20 protein-coding genes are annotated in these 17,512 nt (G+C 48.5%); 17 read left to right on the forward strand and 3 right to left on the reverse strand.

Annotated elements, in window-relative coordinates:
* Window positions 1–44: 44 nt before the first annotated feature.
* Entirely contained in the window at window positions 45–998 is a 954-nt protein-coding gene (locus tag PHQ97_02160; protein MDD4391537.1) for a phospholipase A, read from the reverse strand.
* Between the two features lie 491 nt (window positions 999–1,489).
* Between PHQ97_02160 and speB the strand changes: the two genes are divergently transcribed.
* The 6 genes from speB (at window position 1,490) to PHQ97_02190 (ending at window position 7,037) form a co-directional block, all read left to right on the forward strand.
* Window positions 1,490–2,455, forward strand: a complete 966-nt coding sequence (speB, locus tag PHQ97_02165; protein MDD4391538.1) for an agmatinase — start codon at window positions 1,490–1,492, stop codon at window positions 2,453–2,455.
* Window positions 2,456–2,473: 18 nt separating this feature from the next.
* Window positions 2,474–2,740 (forward strand): hypothetical protein, encoded by a 267-nt coding sequence (locus tag PHQ97_02170; GenBank protein ID MDD4391539.1) that lies wholly within the window; start codon window positions 2,474–2,476, stop codon window positions 2,738–2,740.
* A 471-nt stretch (window positions 2,741–3,211) separates the two neighbouring features.
* Entirely contained in the window at window positions 3,212–4,195 is a 984-nt protein-coding gene (locus PHQ97_02175) for a peptidylprolyl isomerase (GenBank protein MDD4391540.1), read from the forward strand.
* 404 nt (window positions 4,196–4,599) lie between these two features.
* Window positions 4,600–5,046 carry an Hsp20/alpha crystallin family protein gene (locus PHQ97_02180; protein MDD4391541.1) on the forward strand — a complete coding sequence of 149 codons (447 nt, stop codon included), beginning with the start codon at window positions 4,600–4,602 and terminating at the stop codon, window positions 5,044–5,046.
* Between the two features lie 352 nt (window positions 5,047–5,398).
* On the forward strand, window positions 5,399–6,238 hold the full coding sequence (locus PHQ97_02185; protein MDD4391542.1) for a MotA/TolQ/ExbB proton channel family protein: 840 nt from the start codon (window positions 5,399–5,401) through the stop codon (window positions 6,236–6,238).
* On the forward strand, window positions 6,231–7,037 hold the full coding sequence (locus PHQ97_02190) for an OmpA family protein (GenBank protein MDD4391543.1): 807 nt from the start codon (window positions 6,231–6,233) through the stop codon (window positions 7,035–7,037). The genes PHQ97_02185 and PHQ97_02190 overlap by 8 nt, the downstream gene beginning before the upstream one ends.
* Window positions 7,038–7,050: 13 nt before the next feature.
* Here the strand turns inward: PHQ97_02190 and PHQ97_02195 are convergent, their stop codons facing one another.
* Together PHQ97_02195 and PHQ97_02200 are read right to left on the reverse strand one after the other, a co-directional pair.
* Window positions 7,051–7,668 carry an outer membrane beta-barrel protein gene (locus PHQ97_02195; GenBank protein MDD4391544.1) on the reverse strand — a complete coding sequence of 206 codons (618 nt, stop codon included), beginning with the start codon at window positions 7,666–7,668 and terminating at the stop codon, window positions 7,051–7,053.
* 381 nt (window positions 7,669–8,049) lie between these two features.
* Window positions 8,050–8,190 (reverse strand): hypothetical protein, encoded by a 141-nt coding sequence (locus PHQ97_02200; GenBank protein MDD4391545.1) that lies wholly within the window; start codon window positions 8,188–8,190, stop codon window positions 8,050–8,052.
* A 262-nt stretch (window positions 8,191–8,452) separates the two neighbouring features.
* Between PHQ97_02200 and PHQ97_02205 the strand changes: the two genes are divergently transcribed.
* The 11 genes from PHQ97_02205 (at window position 8,453) to PHQ97_02255 (ending at window position 17,428) form a co-directional block, all read left to right on the forward strand.
* Window positions 8,453–8,725 carry a hypothetical protein gene (locus tag PHQ97_02205; protein MDD4391546.1) on the forward strand — a complete coding sequence of 91 codons (273 nt, stop codon included), beginning with the start codon at window positions 8,453–8,455 and terminating at the stop codon, window positions 8,723–8,725.
* 233 nt (window positions 8,726–8,958) lie between these two features.
* Window positions 8,959–9,783, forward strand: coding sequence for a hypothetical protein (locus PHQ97_02210; protein ID MDD4391547.1), 825 nt, complete (start codon window positions 8,959–8,961; stop codon window positions 9,781–9,783).
* Between the two features lie 324 nt (window positions 9,784–10,107).
* Window positions 10,108–11,106: a GNAT family N-acetyltransferase gene (locus tag PHQ97_02215; GenBank protein ID MDD4391548.1), complete on the forward strand. Its 999-nt coding sequence runs from the start codon at window positions 10,108–10,110 to the stop codon at window positions 11,104–11,106.
* Between the two features lie 558 nt (window positions 11,107–11,664).
* Window positions 11,665–12,090 carry a peptidylprolyl isomerase gene (locus tag PHQ97_02220; protein ID MDD4391549.1) on the forward strand — a complete coding sequence of 142 codons (426 nt, stop codon included), beginning with the start codon at window positions 11,665–11,667 and terminating at the stop codon, window positions 12,088–12,090.
* Between the two features lie 429 nt (window positions 12,091–12,519).
* On the forward strand, window positions 12,520–13,002 hold the full coding sequence (locus PHQ97_02225; GenBank protein ID MDD4391550.1) for an NUDIX hydrolase: 483 nt from the start codon (window positions 12,520–12,522) through the stop codon (window positions 13,000–13,002).
* A 26-nt stretch (window positions 13,003–13,028) separates the two neighbouring features.
* Window positions 13,029–13,310 (forward strand): transcriptional regulator, encoded by a 282-nt coding sequence (locus PHQ97_02230; protein MDD4391551.1) that lies wholly within the window; start codon window positions 13,029–13,031, stop codon window positions 13,308–13,310.
* 48 nt (window positions 13,311–13,358) lie between these two features.
* Entirely contained in the window at window positions 13,359–14,471 is a 1,113-nt protein-coding gene (locus PHQ97_02235) for a hypothetical protein (GenBank protein ID MDD4391552.1), read from the forward strand.
* 74 nt (window positions 14,472–14,545) lie between these two features.
* Window positions 14,546–15,808, forward strand: a complete 1,263-nt coding sequence (locus tag PHQ97_02240; GenBank protein MDD4391553.1) for an MFS transporter — start codon at window positions 14,546–14,548, stop codon at window positions 15,806–15,808.
* Between the two features lie 197 nt (window positions 15,809–16,005).
* Entirely contained in the window at window positions 16,006–16,440 is a 435-nt protein-coding gene (locus PHQ97_02245) for a thioesterase (GenBank protein MDD4391554.1), read from the forward strand.
* Window positions 16,368–16,730 (forward strand): thioesterase, encoded by a 363-nt coding sequence (locus PHQ97_02250; GenBank protein MDD4391555.1) that lies wholly within the window; start codon window positions 16,368–16,370, stop codon window positions 16,728–16,730. Before PHQ97_02245 ends, PHQ97_02250 begins: the two co-directional genes overlap by 73 nt.
* A gap of 128 nt (window positions 16,731–16,858) precedes the next feature.
* The gene (locus tag PHQ97_02255; GenBank protein MDD4391556.1) at window positions 16,859–17,428 is read left to right on the forward strand and encodes a flavin reductase family protein; all 570 of its coding nucleotides are present in this window, start codon (window positions 16,859–16,861) and stop codon (window positions 17,426–17,428) included.
* The last annotated feature ends 84 nt before the right edge of the window (window positions 17,429–17,512 follow it).

The following is a 17,512-nucleotide window of genomic DNA, read 5'->3' on the forward strand; positions in this document are numbered from 1 at the left end:
TCTTAACTCAGGTCCTGTTCCTCATTGCTCAGTCCTGAATTTTTTCACAAAAAATCCGTCAGCAGCAGGCCCGCTCCGATCCGGTTGGTGGAGGCATTATAGTCGATCAGGCTTTCTCCGTAACCGTTAAAATACTGCACGAAGCCTTTGAGCCTTTTAAACAGCGGAAAGCTCCATTCCAGGCTGATGGCGCCCTTGTTTTCTGAACCCCGGAGGTTGTTTCGCAGCATCATGGAAAAATTGTGTGATTTCCAGTTGTACAATGCCCTGAGTTCCCCATAGCCAAGGTATTTTTCGATATCCGGATTATCGTCGCCGGATGTATCTTCAGGGGATTGTTTATCCTCTTCCGGTATTCGATACCATGGTTTCAGGTTGAAGTAAAAATTGCCTGCATGAAAGACAATATCCGCATAAATCCGGTTCCAGCTTCTGGATAAGGTGCCGCTGCGGCCATTGGATTGATGAACGCCGCCAACTGAAATCTGATTGACGGTTATCCCGAAGAGGGTCACATCCGTGTGAAAATTCATCCAGATTTCCGGTTCATGAGTGGTTTCCCGGAACGGACTGGATGCGTCCTTGTTATATGCCTGCCAGTACGATTGATTGGTGTAGGCGAAGTAAAGGTCGATATTTTTTTCAAATATGTTTTCAATCAGCTGATATTTCAAGCTGATTTGAAACTTTACTTCCACGTTATCGAATTCATCTTCGCCGATGGAAAAGGGGACTGAATTCGGGGCGGCATTGTAGGTGAAGGGAAGGAGGTAGTTCGGCCGGTGGGGGGTGATGACAAAGGGGCTTTCTCCGGTTTTTTTTTCCTCCTGCATTCGATCGGTTAAAGCGGATCGAGCCTGGGATGGGCTTGAAGGCGTTTGTGTGGAGTCGGCCGGGTCTGCAGAAGCGATTTCCGGCACAGGCCATCCCGAGATGATAATGCACAGCATCATGAAAACAAAAAAGGCGGATGATTTTACAGGGGCTGTCTGATTCATTGACCTGTCTTCTTAATTTTATTTTGAATATGAACGTTGTCCCGAAGGGGTTTTGACCGTGCAGCGCACGGCTATTCAACCGGACGGGTGGCCGATAGGATGTCCGGCGCCGCGGGATGCTCCGGATTTGCAGGCAAAATGCATGCGTCTGAATAAACTTTACCCTGTTTGTCCGACGGAATAAAGAAATAAACGCCTTATGAAAGCGGATATGAGATATTTTTTCTCGCTTTTTTGAATCAACTCTGGTAACAATCTCAAGGTCTGTATTCTGTGGTACTTGCCATTAGCAGGCTGTCGGTGCATTCTTTCGCAAACCCTGCCAAAAAAACAGAAAAATGAATTTTTATTTTTGTACATGTACGTCAGTTAACCTTTTGCATGAATTATAAATAGGCATAAAATTTGAGAATTCGGGTTGCGGCATAGCCTGGCGTTAGAACCCGAGCGTGGCATCTTTCTGTATATGCCTGATACTAAGGAGGCGATAAATGCCTGATTTTTATTGTAAAGATATGGCATCCGACCCTGACGATGGCGCAGGGCTTCTGGATGCAAACTTGTTTTCCTTTATGAGACGCGAGCTTATCCGGGACATCAGTTCTCCTGATTTGGATGTGGTGGTCACCGGCGTTCCGTTTGATCTTGCCACCACACACCGGCCCGGCGCCCGTCTGGCACCGGCCAGTATCCGGAAGGTTTCTGAAAATTTGTTTTGGGAGACCCGCCGCTGGCCCTGGGATTTTTGTGTGTTTGATATTCTGGGTGTGGGCGATTGCGGGGATCTGTTATTTGATACCGGGGACGTGGACCATATGATAGCGCAGCTTCAACGGCATGCCTGCCGGATTCTGGACGCGGGTAAAACCATGCTGACTTTCGGGGGAGATCATTATATTACGTTGCCTCTTCTGCGAGAGCATGCAAAAAAATTCGGTCCGCTGTCCCTGATCCATTTTGATGCGCATGCAGACACGGAAAAGGAAGCGCGTGAGCGGCATCATGGCACCATGTTTGGCAGTGCCGTGAAAGAAGGAATCATTGCCCCTGACCGGTCGGTTCAGGTCGGCATCCGGACGGAATACGACATGACGCCGGATTACCGGTTTACGGTTCTGGATGCGGCGTGGGTCAATGAGCACCGTGCGGGGGACATTTCAGCGGAAATTAAACGGGTGGTGGGAGATCACCCGGCATATATCACCTTTGATATCGATTGTCTGGATCCGGCCTTTGCCCCGGGAACCGGGACGCCTGTCATCGGGGGACTGACAACTGACATGGCTCTGAAACTTCTCCGGAAACTGGTGGGGATTCATCTGGTCGGTATGGATGTGGTGGAAGTGGCACCGGCCTACGATCATGCGGAGATCACGGCGCTTGCCGCGGCTACCATCGGGTTGGAGCTGCTTTACGTTCTGGCGGCCGGGCAGGGGAGAGTTCAGCCTGCCAAGTGAGATCCGGCCGCACCTGGCATGATCATTCCCCGGAATGGCCCGGTAAGCGAGTTGAAACCCGAAATGAGGGGGCCGGACTGCCAAAGAGGGGCATGCTTATTTCTGTATGAAGAGGCATCTGACAGCGCGTTACCGGCAGATGCCTCTCTGGTCTGCAGAGCCTGTTTGAAATCTCCTTCGAATTCATCAATGGAATCTTTCAGGAGGGTAACGCTGTACGCAATCGTGGGGCCACCGCCGAATGCGCCTGAAACCATCGCGATCCGGGGGATGCCGGGTGCATGAAGCTAAAGCGCAAAAACTCGGCACGCCTCAAACCGTTTGCGCTTTTTAACGCTTTACGGCCCGACATCTTTTCCCCGGATCGCGCCATGTCGTACGCCGGCAACGGGCGGGACTCCGAGGCTACGCACAGCAAAATATGGCCGCAGTTATGATCAAGCCCATTTTTTTCAATATCGGATTGCTCTGATCGGGCATATTCCAATCCGGGTTGGAACATGATAATTCGTAACCGGGAAAATAATATTGTCAAATTCCAGGCATGGTGGTATCAATTTTTTAATGTATGCCGGATTGTGACGATGGTATAAAATCGTTATAAACGGTTTTTAATCGTTTTGATAAGGTCATCAAACGGCCGCAAAGACGTTTTTCGAGAAATTTTCTCTCCCGGAGTTTACGTCTGTTTCATATCGGATTCCGAAAGTATCTCTGCTCTTAAAATCATAAACTTTATTCCAAGGAGACGTTTTTATGTATGGTATGAAAGCAAACCCGTTTCTGTCAATATTGGCGATATTCATTTTATGCAGCCCCTGTTTGTCCGGTGCAGTTGAAGAAAAAGCGGTATCCGGAGATAACGCCGCTGTTGTTAACGGAGCGGTCATCACCCGTCAGGAGATAAATACCGAACTGGATCAGCTCAGAAGCCGGGCAGCGCGTCAGGGGCAGGAGGTTCCCGACTCGGAACTTGATAACATTAAAAACAATATTCTGGATAATCTGATCAACCAGGTGCTGCTGTACCAGGAAAGTGTCAAAAAAGGGGTCGTGGTCGATGATCAGGAGATAACAGATAAACTGAGCGAAATAAAAAAAAGATTTCCTGATGAAAACGATTATAAGAAGATTCTGGATGAAATGGGTATGTCCGAGGCAGATATTAAAATAAAGATCGGCCAGGGGATTTCCATAGAAAAATTTATCGAGTCACAGATTCTTTCGAAGATTGTGGTATCCGATCAAGAGTCCCGGGCGTTTTATGATGCCAATCCAGCCTATTTTCAACAGCCGGAACAAGTCCAGGCAAGTCATATTTTAATAAAAGTGGGTGCGGAAGCAACCGAAACGCAGAGAGCCGAGGCAAAGAAAAAACTGGAAACGATCCGGGAAAAAATTCAAACGGGTGAGGATTTTTCGGCATTGGCCAGAGAGTTTTCAGAGTGCCCGAGCAGCGCCAAGGGCGGTGATCTGGGGCTTTTTGGCCGTGGACAGATGGTGAAGCCATTTGAGGACGCGGCATTTTCATTGAAGCCGGATGAGGTGAGCCCTGTTGTAGAAACCATGTTCGGGTACCATCTGATAAAAGTCACCGATAAGAAATCGGCGTCAGTCATTGGGTTCAATGATGCGAAAGATAAGATTTCCGGACACTTAAAGCATCAGAATACTCAGAAAGAAGTCAAGAAGCATATCGATAAATTAAGGGAAACGGCCGAAATCAAGAAATATATATAAGAGGTCATCGTATCCAATCGGCTGATTTTTTATAACAATCGCTTTAGCTTTATAGGCCCGGCATCCCCCGGATCGTGATGGAGAAGCCGGAAACGGGCGGGACGAAGCTCTCGACAACGTGTCAGAAATTATGATCAAGCCCGAATAACCTGCTTCCCCCGCTCGACGGCATGTTTTTTTGGGGAAAAAATGAGCCTTTTCCCTATAGACAAAATGCGTTGAATTTTATACAAAAATTATAGCTGCCGCGTTACCCTTGACGACCTGGAACTGCAGCATCCTCAATTTGTGTAACACCAGTGTTCTTGTCACGTTTCAACAGTCTGTTAAATCTTTCCATAATATGGCCGGTAAAAAACCGCATATTCCCGTGAGGGAAAAACCCATCACAAGGAGGTTGACGTATGGATTTGGTTCCATGGAGACCGTTGGGAGGAGAACTGAGTTCTTTTCGCAGAGAAATGGACAGACTCTGGAACAGAGTTTTGGGAGAAACGCCGTTTTCCCGTGAATTTACGGAAGCGTGGGCACCATCGGTCGATATCTCGGAAAAGAATGATAACTTTATCGTTAAAGCCGAGCTTCCGGGAATGGAGGCCGGGGATGTCGATGTGAGCCTTTCCGGCGATATCCTTACGATAAAAGGGGAGAAAAAATCGGAGGAGGAGCAAAAGGGTGAGAACCGGTATTGTTGTGAACGGTATTACGGAAGTTTCCATCGCTCGTTCCGACTGCCGGCAAATGTCCAGGCTGACAAGGTTGAGGCAAGTTTTTCCAAAGGCATTTTAAAAATCACCCTGCCAAAGATGGAAGAGGCAAAGAAGAAAGAAATTGAAATCAAGGTTAAATAAAGATCAGTCAAGAGTCTGGAGTCTGGAGTCAAGAGTTTGCCACTGAGTTCAGTCTTTTTTTTATCCTGTTCCTTCTCTATAACCCTTAACCCGATGGGCGGACCCCTGTGTCCGCCCCTGTCCCCGCACCCTGATCTTTGTTTTCAGTCCTCCACCCTCCGCCCTCTGGGCATGTTTTTCTGCTTAAGGGGAAAAATTTTCCGTATTTACATGCGTCTACCAAGGTTTTATAGCTGTTGAACCTTGACAAATAAGGCCGGATCGATATGGCATGTTATGTGCTTTATGGTTTTATATCTCGGATTTTCCAACATCAGGGATATGACACTATCTGCATCAGGGAGCATGTAATATGGTTCAAAAAATTATTCTGACGGCCGGGGTTTCGGGCATATTGCTGATGTCCGGATCAATTTTTGGCAATGTTTCGATCGCAACGGCACTGAACAGTTGTCTGATCGTTCTGGGAGGGAGTCTGGTCAGTGTTTTTCTGGCTTATCCGGCCCGCACCTTTCGTGAACTGATCAAATCTCTTTACGTTATGGTCAAATTCGGGGAACCGGATAGCCGGGTGCTGATCGAATCGATCGAACGGCTGGCGCGTATCCGGCGGATTCATGGCGCAAAGGCGCTGGAAAAAGAAGAAAACAGCCTCTCAAACCGGTTTCTCCGCAAGGGGATCCAGATGATTGTAGACGGATATGACCGGTATACGATTCAAAACGCCATGGAAAAGGAATGCGACCTGTATTTGTCCCGCAGAGAATCTCAGCACGGTATTTTAAACACGATGGTTAAAATTTCCCCGGTTTTCGGCTTTATCGGGACCATTATCGGATTGACCGGCGTGTTAAACCACATGGGCAATCCTGAAGAAATCGGCAGGGGCATGGCGATTGCCCTGATGACCACATTATACGGACTGTTATTCGCCAATATGGTGTTTTTACCCTTTGCCAGAAAGTTCTCCGAGCACACCAGAAGCGAGGCCCTTCTGCTGAATGTCATCCTGGAGGGGGTGATGAATATATGTGATGGGAAAAATTCACTGTATATTTCCCACAGCCTTGAGTCTTTCATGGATATGGAGGGTATGCTGGACGCGAACGCCGGCCGTACGGAAGGCAAAGACTTCATGCGCCGCGCTGTTTCATTTATCAGCGGGCTGATAACGGGAAAGCAAAATGTCTGAGTCAGATTCCAAAAGCCTCGGAAGGCGTCTCGAACTTTCGGAGCAGAAACGAATTCGGCTCAAGAACCGGGTGCCCGCCACCACAGGTGATGAGGAAACCTTCCTGTGGAGTATGGTGGATATATTGACGCTGCTGCTGATTTTTTTTATTCTGTTTTATTCCCGTGCGCTCGATAGCCGGATCAAAGGCCAGTCGCCGACTGTCGATATTCCCGCCGCCGCGCAGCGGGAAAAGATCGGGGTCAATATGCCGGATCGCACCGGTCTGTTTCCCCATGACCATGGATTGGAAAGGGGTCGTATCCGGACGAAGGAAGTTGATCAGCGCCCTGATGAATCGCTTGAATCGCTTGAATCGCTTCAGAATGAGGTGATGAACATGGCGGCCGGTTATTCGGACGGCAGTTTTGAGGTTTACCGGAAACAGGGACGGCTGGTGATTGTCATGGGCGAGCGCATAACCTTTGATGCAGGTGAGTCAGAGCTCCTTGACGATTTTAAACCGGTGCTTACGGAACTGTCCGCGCTGATTGCCTCAAAAAACGGATATCAGGTGATGGTTGCCGGCCATACGGACGATACCTCTATTTGTACCGCCCGATATCCATCCAACTGGGAATTGTCAGCGGCCCGGTCCATTCGTGTGGCTAAATTTCTGATCAACAGCGGGGTCAGTGCTGAACGGGTTTCAATTGAAGGCTACGCGGAGTTCCGCCCCCTGAATGATAATGATTCCCTGAAAAACAGGGAGGCCAACCGGCGTGTGGAAATTACGCTTGTGAAGGAAGGGCGGGGGTAGTTTCAACAGGCAGTCACTTCACATAATACCGGATGCCGGCAAAGACGGCATTGCCCCCGTATTCTGATTTCACCCCGTCGAATTCGGGATCATCCGTTTTGAAATATCGATAACACAGGTCGATTTCGATCGTTTTTGTGATGCTGTAGCCGATGCCGGCTCCAAGCTGCCAGGCAAAAACCGAATCGTCGTCATTTCCGAACTGTACCCCGGTAATCACAAAATCGTTTGTGTCCAGTAATGCCAGGCCGATACCGGCATAGACATACGGAGTCAATGCCGTTTGAGTTTCAACGTCAATATAGCCGTTAACCATGAAATTCAGCGCTGTGATTTCATTGATGGCGTACAGTTTTGATGATGTCGGCGTCACGTTATCCGCATCATTGTAATAATATGCCATTTCCAATTCAACACGGGGCATGCCGAAATCATATCCGATCGCACCCCCCACGGTAACTCCCGGATCATATTCCACGGTGGCCTTGTTAGAGGAATAGGACAGATCGGAATCTTCCAGAAAAGCGGCGCCAATGTGGCCTCTGATATAGGAAGAATTTTCCGCAAACACCGGCGAGTATGACACCGTGAAGAGGAAACAGATCGTGAGCGCTGCATACATTGCTTTCATTTCACATTCCTTTCCGGTTGTTGACGAGCAGTCACCTGTCATTATTCAAAGTTCAACAGTATTTTGCTTCAGGTCTGACTGGATCAAGGAGGGGGGTAAACCACTGCGTATTGAAAACCATAACATTGTGTCGCTTTCAAAAATACTTGGAATCAGGCTCTCTGAATTTGGTTCGGACGGGCTGTGAAAAGTAAAACGGAGAAAATATTCCGGACAGTCAATTTTATCGTGTTGTTTTTGCCGAGGACCTTAACTACTTTATAATTACGATGCCGGACGCTGCTGTGTAAATAGGGGATAGAACCCAATCCCCAGGGAGGATGCCACATGGGGTGGGAACAGGGACGGGAATAACAGGGCAAACCGCTATGAAAATTATCTTCAGACAGCCTTGCGAATGACGGTTCCCGCCGGAATAAAACGCTGGGTTCCTTTTTTCACGACGATTTCACCGCCTACGATCACGTATTCGATCCCCTTTGGAAACTGTCGGGGGGCTTCATATGTCCCGGTGTCCGCCATGGTTTTCGGATCAAAGATGACGATATCCGCGATATCTTTTCCCCGGATCGCGCCATGTCGTACGCCGGCAACGGGCGGGACTCAGAGGCTGCGCACAGCAAAATATGGCCGCAGTTATGATCAAGCCCTAAAATCGATAACCGGGGTGGAGACATCATCTCTGAAGCAGTTGCTTTTGGAGTTTGCTTTTTGAGAAAAATCGTCGTATTTAGAGTTCATATCTTGGTCTGGTTGAGTGTTTTTCCTCTCATTGAATAGGTTTTTGGCAAAATGTCTATTCTCAGATCGGGCTATTTTAGTCTACCTGTTTTTTTCATCCATTTCGATATTAAGCAAAACTACGCTGGGACTACATGCCGCGCTTATGACCAACCCCTTTAACGGGGTCAGACATATTCCCGCAATCGGTTTCGGACCGTCCGGGGGAAATCTGGCCTACGTCGTTGATGAATATATTGAGCTGGGCCAGCTGGTAAAGGTTTATAAAGGATACAAGGCCATATTGACGGAAATTTTCAACCGCCACGCCGAATAATCCTCTGAAAAAAGGGGAATCATCTGCCCGGATGATGGGAAAACGGTTCGGGCAAATCACGTTTTTCTGTTGTTTGTCCGGAGTATACGCAACAATCCTTGTGCATAAAGGCTGATCACAGCGGCTGGACCTTTGCATCGTTCAGCCATCGGGAGAGCCATATTTTTTCTGGTACTTTTTTACTCTTGCCCTGGGCCAAAGGCCAGAGCGGGGTGTATGGGACTGAATGATTCATGATAATTAAACCTGAAACATTTCTTGAATGGAAGACAAAGCGCATTACACTTCTTGGCATGTCCGGTGTCGGTAAAACCACCCTGGCCAATAAATTGTCAGCCTGTAAATGGTTCCACTATTCGGGCGATTACCGGATAGGCGCCAACTATCTACGAAAGGCTATTCTGGAAGATTTGCGAAATCGGGCTGTGGCTCCGGCATCTAATTCAGTTGATACCGAACTTCATATTACGAAGGACGATCTGAGTGCTGTAACGAACTACCTGGGTAAAATCGGTGATCAGTCGCTGGGTGGTTTGTCGGTTGAAGCGTTCAAAAAGAGGCAGGCATTGCACCGCCAGGCAGAAATCGCTGCCATGAAAGATGTTCCGGATTTCATACAAAAAAGCATGGATACTTACGGATGCCTGCATTTTCTCAACGATGCCGGGGGAAGTCTCTGTGAACTGGAAAGCCCTGAGACAATTGATATCCTGGCTGAGCACACCGTCCTGGTGTATATCAGAACCAATCAGGAGATGGAGCAGATGCTTTTGGAACGTGCCCGAAAGCATCCGAAGCCGATGTATTACCGGGAAGCGTTTCTGGATGAAAAACTGTCCGAGTTTATGGCGTTGAAGGGATATTCGTCTCCGGCCCGGATGCCTCCGGATGAATTTGTACTCTGGGTGTTTCCAGAACTCTTCCGCTCCCGCCTGCCGCGATACCAGGCTATTGCGGATGAATTCGGCTATACCGTAGACGCGGGAGATGTCACGCGTGTCAGGGGGGAAACCGATTTTATCGGGCTGATAGCCGATGCGATAGCCGCCAGGCGATAATCGTTTTGTAAACCGTCCGTTTTTATATGGCTCAGCCTTCCGGGGGGGGGGCTTTGTTCCGTCAGCATCATCCGCTACCTGTTATTTTCAAACCTGTCGCAGAAATACGCTTTTCGCCGGATATATTTGCCCATGCCTTGCATTCTGGCAGAAAATTTACTATAAAATACTCCCATTTGCTCTATAGTCAGGAGAAAGTCGATATATAACGCGGCATTATGAACATTGTCGCCACTGAAGGTATCTGCACGGTACAATACCGGGGCTGGGTCCGTTTCAGATCGTCTGTGCGATCGGTATGATGACAGGGAAATAAACCGTCCGATGGCTAAATTTTATATTGAAGCGTATGGAAGCGCACTTTCCGGCAAAACCGTTTTTATTGCCTGCCGGGAAGGTGTGCTGAGGGATCATTTCAATGCCATCATTACGGACATCAAATTTCTGAACCGTTACGGTATCCGGACAACGTTGTTTCATAACATGTCCAATCGCTTTGCGAATCAGAAACATTTCAGGCACCTGGCCTCGCGGCTTCCGGATACGACGATTATCCGGGTTAATTCGGATACCGATTTTTATGACGTTGTGCTCGACTATCCGGAAAATGCGTCAAAACTTATTTTTCTGGAACGAAAATACCTGATCGATCATGAAAATCAGCGAATCAATTCCCTGACGACCGAGGCGACACGGAATAAAATAAATACATACGGCGATTTGATTGCCAATATCAATTTTAAAAATGTACTGGAACGGATTTGTCTGAAAATCGATGAAGGCAGCTATGACCGGGTGCATATCCTTGCAGCGGGCAAATGCGTCATCAAGCGTGAACTGTTTACCATCGAAGGGTCCGGGACTTTAATTGCCAATAACTTTACGGAAACGTTTTCGCAGGTATCTACCGATGACGAAGTCAATATCGTATTCGGTATCCTGGATATGTACAGGATTGAGGGGTTTTTAAAACCGAGATCCCGAGAGTATGTCAGCGAAAATCGGGGAAATTTTTTTGTGACCCGGATCGATGACATTATTGTCGGGTCTGTGGAGAAAAAAATCATCGACCCTGAAACCGTTGAGCTGGGGGCTCTGGCCATATCGACCAAATTCCGGAATCAGCGCGTTGGCGTTTATACCGTGGCTGCATTTTTTTCAGAAATGGCGGCAAAAGGATACCGACGATTTGTCTCTCTGACCAACAACCCGAAGTTGGAAACGCTGTATAACACCTTTGGGTTCGTGCAGCAGAGCCTCCCGCGATACCAGCATCGCCAGGAACAGTCTCCCGGCGTGAAAATGTTTTATAAACAGATTTGACGGGTTCCGCAAAAAAGCTGAAATTGCATTTCATTGCGATCAGACTGCCCGGTGGCGGTTGAAAACTCAAGGCCTGCAATGCTCCCGGTGCATCTTCCGGAGCGGTTCTTGTTTTCCTCCCGGTGTTTGACAAGCAGTTTTTCGCATGCCAAAGGCTTGTATTTGAACTCAATGATTAGTATACAATGCAAAAAAACGGTCCGGATTGTTTTCTGATGTTGCTGAGAACGAACATTCTTCAGACCCTTTTCCGGCGAATTTGAAGCGATTGCCTTGGTATCGAGGCCGGGCCGGAGTGAAGGCGGCCTGGCTTAAGCGTTATCAGACGGCATTTCGCTTGATAATTGAAACATGTCGTCAACGTGATTTAAATCACCAGAAAAAAAGGCTTGTGAATTGTGGTGGCCGCGGTCACCGGATAACCAAAACCAGGGGGTCGCGTAAAAATAAGTTTCCGGCATATTCCGAGCTTTCGCAACTCAGCCATGCAGGATGAACCGGCACTTATCATGTGAAGTTGTTTTGGGTCGATCCCTGAAACATGGAAAGGGAAAAAACATGCCAATCCGTTCGGGTCAGACAGTTTCCATCGAGTATATTGTTTCGTTAGAAAACGAAATCCCGGTTGATACGAATGTGGGAAAAGAACCGCTTACATTTGTCCAGGGGGCACATCAGGTGATACCGGGGCTGGAAAATGCGGTGGAAGGTATGCGTGTGGATGAGGCCAAAAAAGTTGTTGTCAAACCGGAAGATGCTTATGGGGTAGTGGATCCGGATGCGTTTATAGCGGTAGGAAAGGATAAGGTCCCCCCGGAAGCCATGCGGGTTGGCGCTCAACTCCGAGGCCAAACCAAGGACGGTCAGCCAATTCGAAGTCAGGTGGCAGAAGTGAAAGACGATACGGTAACGCTCGATTTTAACCATCCGCTAGCGGGCAAAACGCTTTATTTTGACGTCAGGATTCTGAATGTGGAAGGATAATCATAATTGAGCAACGGATTTATCAGAAAAATTACTTCTGAAACGGTCGGATAGATTTTATCCAATGCCCATCCGGAAATGAGATATTTTTGTTCAAGTTAAAGGCAGACAAGAATTTTAACCGGATACGATCGTGCATTTCGAAGGTTGAAAACCGAGCCTGCAGTGGAAAATGAGAAAAATAACATTTCCGGGTGGTCATCCCCCTGCCTTTCAAAAATACCTGCCTCTTTTTTTATGTTTAGCTGACAACGCTTTCCGGGAGAGCATCCTTGACATGATTTATGCCTCAATGAATTGGGCCAGCTGCTTATAAATGTGATTGAAAATTGAATCGTTATGAGAAACAATAAAACAGATAGATGAGGTCAGGCTATGTGTGCAAAGATCAACAACCGGAAAACTCTGCATCAAAGCAGAGTTTTTACTTTGATTTCAGAAAATATTACGCTTTCCAATGGAGTGACCACGGATCTGGTGATTATTCGTCATCCCGGCGCTTCAGCGATCATTCCGATTACCGCGGGAAATAGAGTTGTCATGATCCATCAGTACCGCCATGCCGTGGGCGGTTACATATGGGAAATTCCAGCCGGAACATTCAATGCGGGTGAGGCACCGATCGTGTGCGCAAAAAGAGAGTTGATTGAAGAAACCGGTTATTCGGCCGGCTCATGGCAGAACCTGGGGGAAATAATTCCGGTACCCGGTTATTCAGATGAACGAATCCATATGTTTCTGGCCGATGATCTGATGCCTGCCGTTCAAAACCTTGACAGTGATGAGATGCTGGATGTCCACCAAATCCGGTTTGATGACGCGATGGACATGATACGAAAAGGCGAAATTCAGGACAGCAAAACGATTTCAGGCCTTTTCATGGCCCGTCAGCACCTGGAAGGAAAAAGGTAACCCACCCCCCATACAGGATCCGGAATATGGGAACACTTCGTCAGAAGATGGCAGACCTTTTAGCGCAAGAAGTGATGAATGCCAGGGACCTTTCCCAGGCGCTGAGCATTACCGAAAAAGAGGTTTATGATCATTTGACGCATCTGGAACAATCCTTGAAAAGGCAGAAAAAAAAATTGATCGTCATTCCTTATCAATGCCTGGAATGTGGTTATGCATTCAGAAACCGCAAACGGCTGACCCGTCCCGGGCGATGTCCCCATTGTCGTGAGGGACATATTCAGGAGGCATTATATCACATTGAATAAAGGGGGTTGGCAAAGATGGGCAGTCAGTCATTTTTGCATGGGAAACGTATGTTTAAATATCTTATGACAGCGGTAGCGCTGATTGCACTGCCGTTGCTTGGCATCACACTGGCGGGGTTTCCGGTGGGGCAATATTTCGAATTTCCGCCCGTCACCCGCTATGTTTATCATGCAGCGTATTCGCGCCCGGCCTTTATGGCTTATCTGTGCTTTATCGTTGCTGCTACGGCGCCCGTATTGTATAGAATAATACTTTACGCCGCGATTGTCAGAAAAGTGCCTGAAGACGCGCAACCGTTTCCCTGGTGGGGCTGGCTGGGGCTGACGGCAGGCATGTTGTTCTGGATACTGGCATGGACGCGATTTTCGTGGTTCAGACGATTTCAGCTTCATACCTTTGTCCCGCTGTGGATGTGTTATATCCTGGTAGTCAACGCGCTGGTATATCGGCGTCAGGGCCGGTGCATGATCACGGCACAACCGGGCTTTTTTTTGATGCTTTTTCCGGTCAGTTCACTATTCTGGTGGTTTTTTGAATATTTGAACCGGTATGCTCAAAACTGGTACTATACCGGTGTTGAGCTCAGTCCGCTGGAATATGTCGGGTATGCCATGGTGGCGTTTTCAATGGTGCTGCCGGCGGTTCTGGGAACCCGTGAATGGATCAGGGGCATTGACTGGTTTGACCGCGGATTCAGAAACTGGGTCTGCATCGATTTTGGCCGGTTTGCGCCCATTATGGCATCGGCTGTGCTCATAACCGGGTTGGCCGGGTTGGCCATGGTTGGTATATGGCCGGATTACCTGTTTGCGATGTTGTGGGTAGCTCCGGTGTTCATCCTGGTTTCGCTTCAGGTCCTCGCCGGGGAAGAGCATGTATTTTCCGGCATTGCAGTCGGAGATTGGCGACCGGTTATATCCAGCGTGCTGGCCGCTTTGATCTGCGGCTGTTTCTGGGAGATGTGGAATTGGAAAAGCCTTGCAAAATGGGGCTACAGCCTTCCTTTCGTTGATCGGTATCCGATTTTTGAAATGCCGGTTCTGGGCTATGCCGGTTACCTTCCGTTCGGGATCGAGTGTGCCATCGTCGGGGCGATAGTTGAATTTGCCTATTGTCATCTGTCCGGGCAAGAGCCTGAAAAAAACAGTATGAGAAGGTAAAAGTAACAGTTGGATACGGGGGGGGAGAATGTGTAGGGGCACAGGGCCTGTGCCCGCCTGAAAAATTATTACAGATGATGAACAAATGTCGGTATGATAATGCGGAAACCGGGTTGGCAGTTGATATGGTTCGTGAAGTTCATAATAAAGATAATAATCCAGTTCAGAGGCTTGTATTAAAAGTCAGTGTGGCGGTGGCATGTCGTATTCTGTTCAATACGGTCAGGCGGTTTCCCTATACATTTGCGGCCGTATTAAGCCGGGGCTTAGGGGTGCCTTTGACTGCCATCACGACACTGATCGCCGTGAATCAGGCCACGGGGATTCTGGGATTGTTTTTCGGCCCTCTGGCAGACCGGTTCGGGTACCGGATGTTTATGCTCATTGCCCTGGGCATGCTGGTCGTCGGGATGTTTGCCGGTGGCCTTTTTCCGAGTTACTGGGTCGTCATGGGGGCACTGTTTCTTGCCGGGCTGGGGAAAAATGCGTTTGATTCGGCAATTCAGGGATATTTTGCCCATCGTGTTCCGTTTGCGCGACGGGCGAGAATCGTCGGTGCGGTGGAGTTGGGCTGGGCCGGCAGCACGCTGATCGGCATTCCGATTGTCGGGCTTTTGATGGACACTCTCGGCTGGCGGTCATTTTTTTTCATTACCGGTGCCCTGGGCGTGCTGGGTATCCTGACAATGAAAGCGCTGATAGCCGGAGACAGCCAACCGCGGGATTCAAGCAACCGATCCTTGCGCATCGGTGCCGCACTGCTTCACATGAGCCGGGGCAGAACGGTATTCGGCGCGCTGGTTTTTATCTTTCTGGTTAATGTTGCCAACGACGCCCTGTTTGTCGTGTATGGGCCCTGGCTGGGACAGACATTTGATCTGAGTATTGGCGCGCTGGGGGCAGGAACAGGGGTGATCGGACTGGCTGAGCTGTCGGGAGAATTTCTGACCGTATGGATTTCTGACCGTATCGGGTTGAAACGTTCCGTAATTATCGGAGTGATTCTGTCTATAGTGTGTTATGCCGCGCTGCCAGTGGTGGGCAGGACGCTGCCGCTGGCGCTGATCTCTTTGTTTTCCATTTTTTTAACCTTTGAATTTTATATTGTCACCTTTTTGTCCCTGACTACGGAACTCAAGCCGGAAATGAGGGCGACCATGATTGCCGGAAATCTTGCGGCCGCCGGCCTGGGACGTATTGTCGGCGCATTGATGGGTGGCGTGATATGGTTGTCTGGCGGACTGGTTGCCGTGGCGTTGACTTCGGCGTTTGTCAGTTGCCTGGGGCTGGTTGTGTTGATCTGGGGCTTGAAACGATGGCCGAATCCTCAATCCTAAACAACCTGTGGCCTTGATACGAATAAATCGAACCGAATGGCCCTGTCTTATTTGTCCGTCTGGCAGGGGTGAATTAAAAATGGTGCGTGAATCGGGTGAAGACAAACATTGTAACGGGTAAAGATATTTTAGATGTGCGGGCATCAATTGTGCTTTTTTGCGGCGGTTGTTGATAGCAGTGTCGTGGAGGAAAAGAAATGAAGACAGAAAATGAACCGGGACAGGATCGTCATTTTTATAAGCCCGACCTCGATTTTAATGATAAGGGCATAAATGTTTACCAGGCTCTATATCCCATACATGCCTATGAAGTCGATCCTCAGGGAAATTTGTCTGTTTTGTCCGTCTGTAATTTCCTGATGGATGCCGGCAGCGCTCATTCTGTAAAGCTCGGGATATCCGTCCTTGATCTTCAGAATAAAAATTATACCTGGGTTCTTGCCCGGATGAAGCTTAAAATGCATGCGTATCCCATTTGCCGAAAGCAGGTCAAGGTTCACACGTGGCCGTCCGGTGGCGACCGGTTCGGATTGATCCTTTTATTGATCAAATCAATCCGGTGGATATTCCACATGTTCTTCCGGAAAAACTGGATAAGCTACCGGAGACAGGCCAGCTGGATCGACAGCTGAGCTTCAGAGTCCGTTATCGTGATATTGACATTAACCAGCATGTAAACAATGTCAGCTACGTTGAGTGGGCGTTGGAGAGCGTGCCCCATGATATCAAACGAAATCGATTTGTTTCGGAGCTGGAAATTAATTTTCTCGGAGAAACCGTTTTTGGCGATTATATTCAAAGCAGTTGCCGGGCAGAAGATCCGTCCGGTAACGTATTTTTTCACTCTCTGGTGCGTGAGAATGACGGACTGGAGGTGGCCCGGGTAAGAACGGTCTGGACGAACGGAAAACATTCGAACTGAAGATTATTTGTTTGCGCGGAGTTTGTGTGTAAGCGCATCGGCACAGATGAATAATTTTCCCCTCTGGTATGGCATGATTTTTTCAAAGAGGTTCATGCGATACCAGTGAAACAGGAAAGGAAACAGGTATGAAAAAAGTATCTCTCGGCGCTAAGCCCCTTGTATTCCCCGTGCCGGTCTGGTGTATCGGCACTTACGATAAAGACGGAAAACCGAACGTGATGACGGTCGCCTGGGGAGGTGTCTGCAGTTCCGTGCCGCCATGCGTGGCGATTTCTCTTCAGAAAATCAGGTATACATATGAGAGCCTGAAAGCGCAAAAAGCCTTTACCGTCAATGTCCCTTCGGAAAAATATGCGGCTGAAGCCGATTATTTTGGAATGGTTTCCGGAAAGAGAATCGATAAATTTTCCGAGACCGGACTGACGCCGGTTAAGAGCAGCCTGGTGAACGCCCCTTATATCGAGGAATTCCCAATGGTTCTCGAGTGCCGGATGATTCACTCGTATGAAATAGGCATTCATACCCAGTTTATTGGTGAAATTCTGGATGTGAAGGTCAATTCGAATGTGGTTGACGCAGACGGTCTTCCTGATATTGAAAAAGTCCGACCCATTGTCTTTGGCCCTGAAGTGCGCAGCTACCACAGCGTTGGCGATTTTATCGGCAAAGCGTTTTCAATCGGTAAAAGAAGTTGATTTCCTGCTTCTTGGCGTTTGACTCAAACGAGGTGGTCCTCAAGCGATAGCGCTCCTCAGTCCGCCCGCAGGGCGTTTATGGGC

The sequence above is a fragment of the Desulfobacterales bacterium genome, assembly GCA_028704555.1.
GTDB lineage: Bacteria > Desulfobacterota > Desulfobacteria > Desulfobacterales > JAQWFD01 > JAQWFD01.

Coding starts and splice junctions, on each gene's coding strand:
- PHQ97_02215 (MDD4391548.1), top strand. CDS start 10,108: ATGGCTAAATTTTATATTGAAGCGTATGGAAGCGCACTTTCCGGCAAA.
- PHQ97_02235 (MDD4391552.1), top strand. CDS start 13,359: ATGTTTAAATATCTTATGACAGCGGTAGCGCTGATTGCACTGCCGTTG.
- PHQ97_02255 (MDD4391556.1), top strand. CDS start 16,859: ATGAAAAAAGTATCTCTCGGCGCTAAGCCCCTTGTATTCCCCGTGCCG.
- PHQ97_02195 (MDD4391544.1), bottom strand. CDS start 7,668: ATGAAAGCAATGTATGCAGCGCTCACGATCTGTTTCCTCTTCACGGTG.
- PHQ97_02230 (MDD4391551.1), top strand. CDS start 13,029: ATGGGAACACTTCGTCAGAAGATGGCAGACCTTTTAGCGCAAGAAGTG.
- PHQ97_02185 (MDD4391542.1), top strand. CDS start 5,399: ATGGTTCAAAAAATTATTCTGACGGCCGGGGTTTCGGGCATATTGCTG.
- PHQ97_02180 (MDD4391541.1), top strand. CDS start 4,600: ATGGATTTGGTTCCATGGAGACCGTTGGGAGGAGAACTGAGTTCTTTT.
- PHQ97_02220 (MDD4391549.1), top strand. CDS start 11,665: ATGCCAATCCGTTCGGGTCAGACAGTTTCCATCGAGTATATTGTTTCG.
- PHQ97_02200 (MDD4391545.1), bottom strand. CDS start 8,190: ATGGCGGACACCGGGACATATGAAGCCCCCCGACAGTTTCCAAAGGGG.
- speB (MDD4391538.1), top strand. CDS start 1,490: ATGCCTGATTTTTATTGTAAAGATATGGCATCCGACCCTGACGATGGC.
- PHQ97_02175 (MDD4391540.1), top strand. CDS start 3,212: ATGTATGGTATGAAAGCAAACCCGTTTCTGTCAATATTGGCGATATTC.
- PHQ97_02160 (MDD4391537.1), bottom strand. CDS start 998: ATGAATCAGACAGCCCCTGTAAAATCATCCGCCTTTTTTGTTTTCATG.
- PHQ97_02170 (MDD4391539.1), top strand. CDS start 2,474: ATGATCATTCCCCGGAATGGCCCGGTAAGCGAGTTGAAACCCGAAATG.
- PHQ97_02240 (MDD4391553.1), top strand. CDS start 14,546: ATGATGAACAAATGTCGGTATGATAATGCGGAAACCGGGTTGGCAGTT.
- PHQ97_02245 (MDD4391554.1), top strand. CDS start 16,006: ATGAAGACAGAAAATGAACCGGGACAGGATCGTCATTTTTATAAGCCC.
- PHQ97_02210 (MDD4391547.1), top strand. CDS start 8,959: ATGATAATTAAACCTGAAACATTTCTTGAATGGAAGACAAAGCGCATT.
- PHQ97_02190 (MDD4391543.1), top strand. CDS start 6,231: ATGTCTGAGTCAGATTCCAAAAGCCTCGGAAGGCGTCTCGAACTTTCG.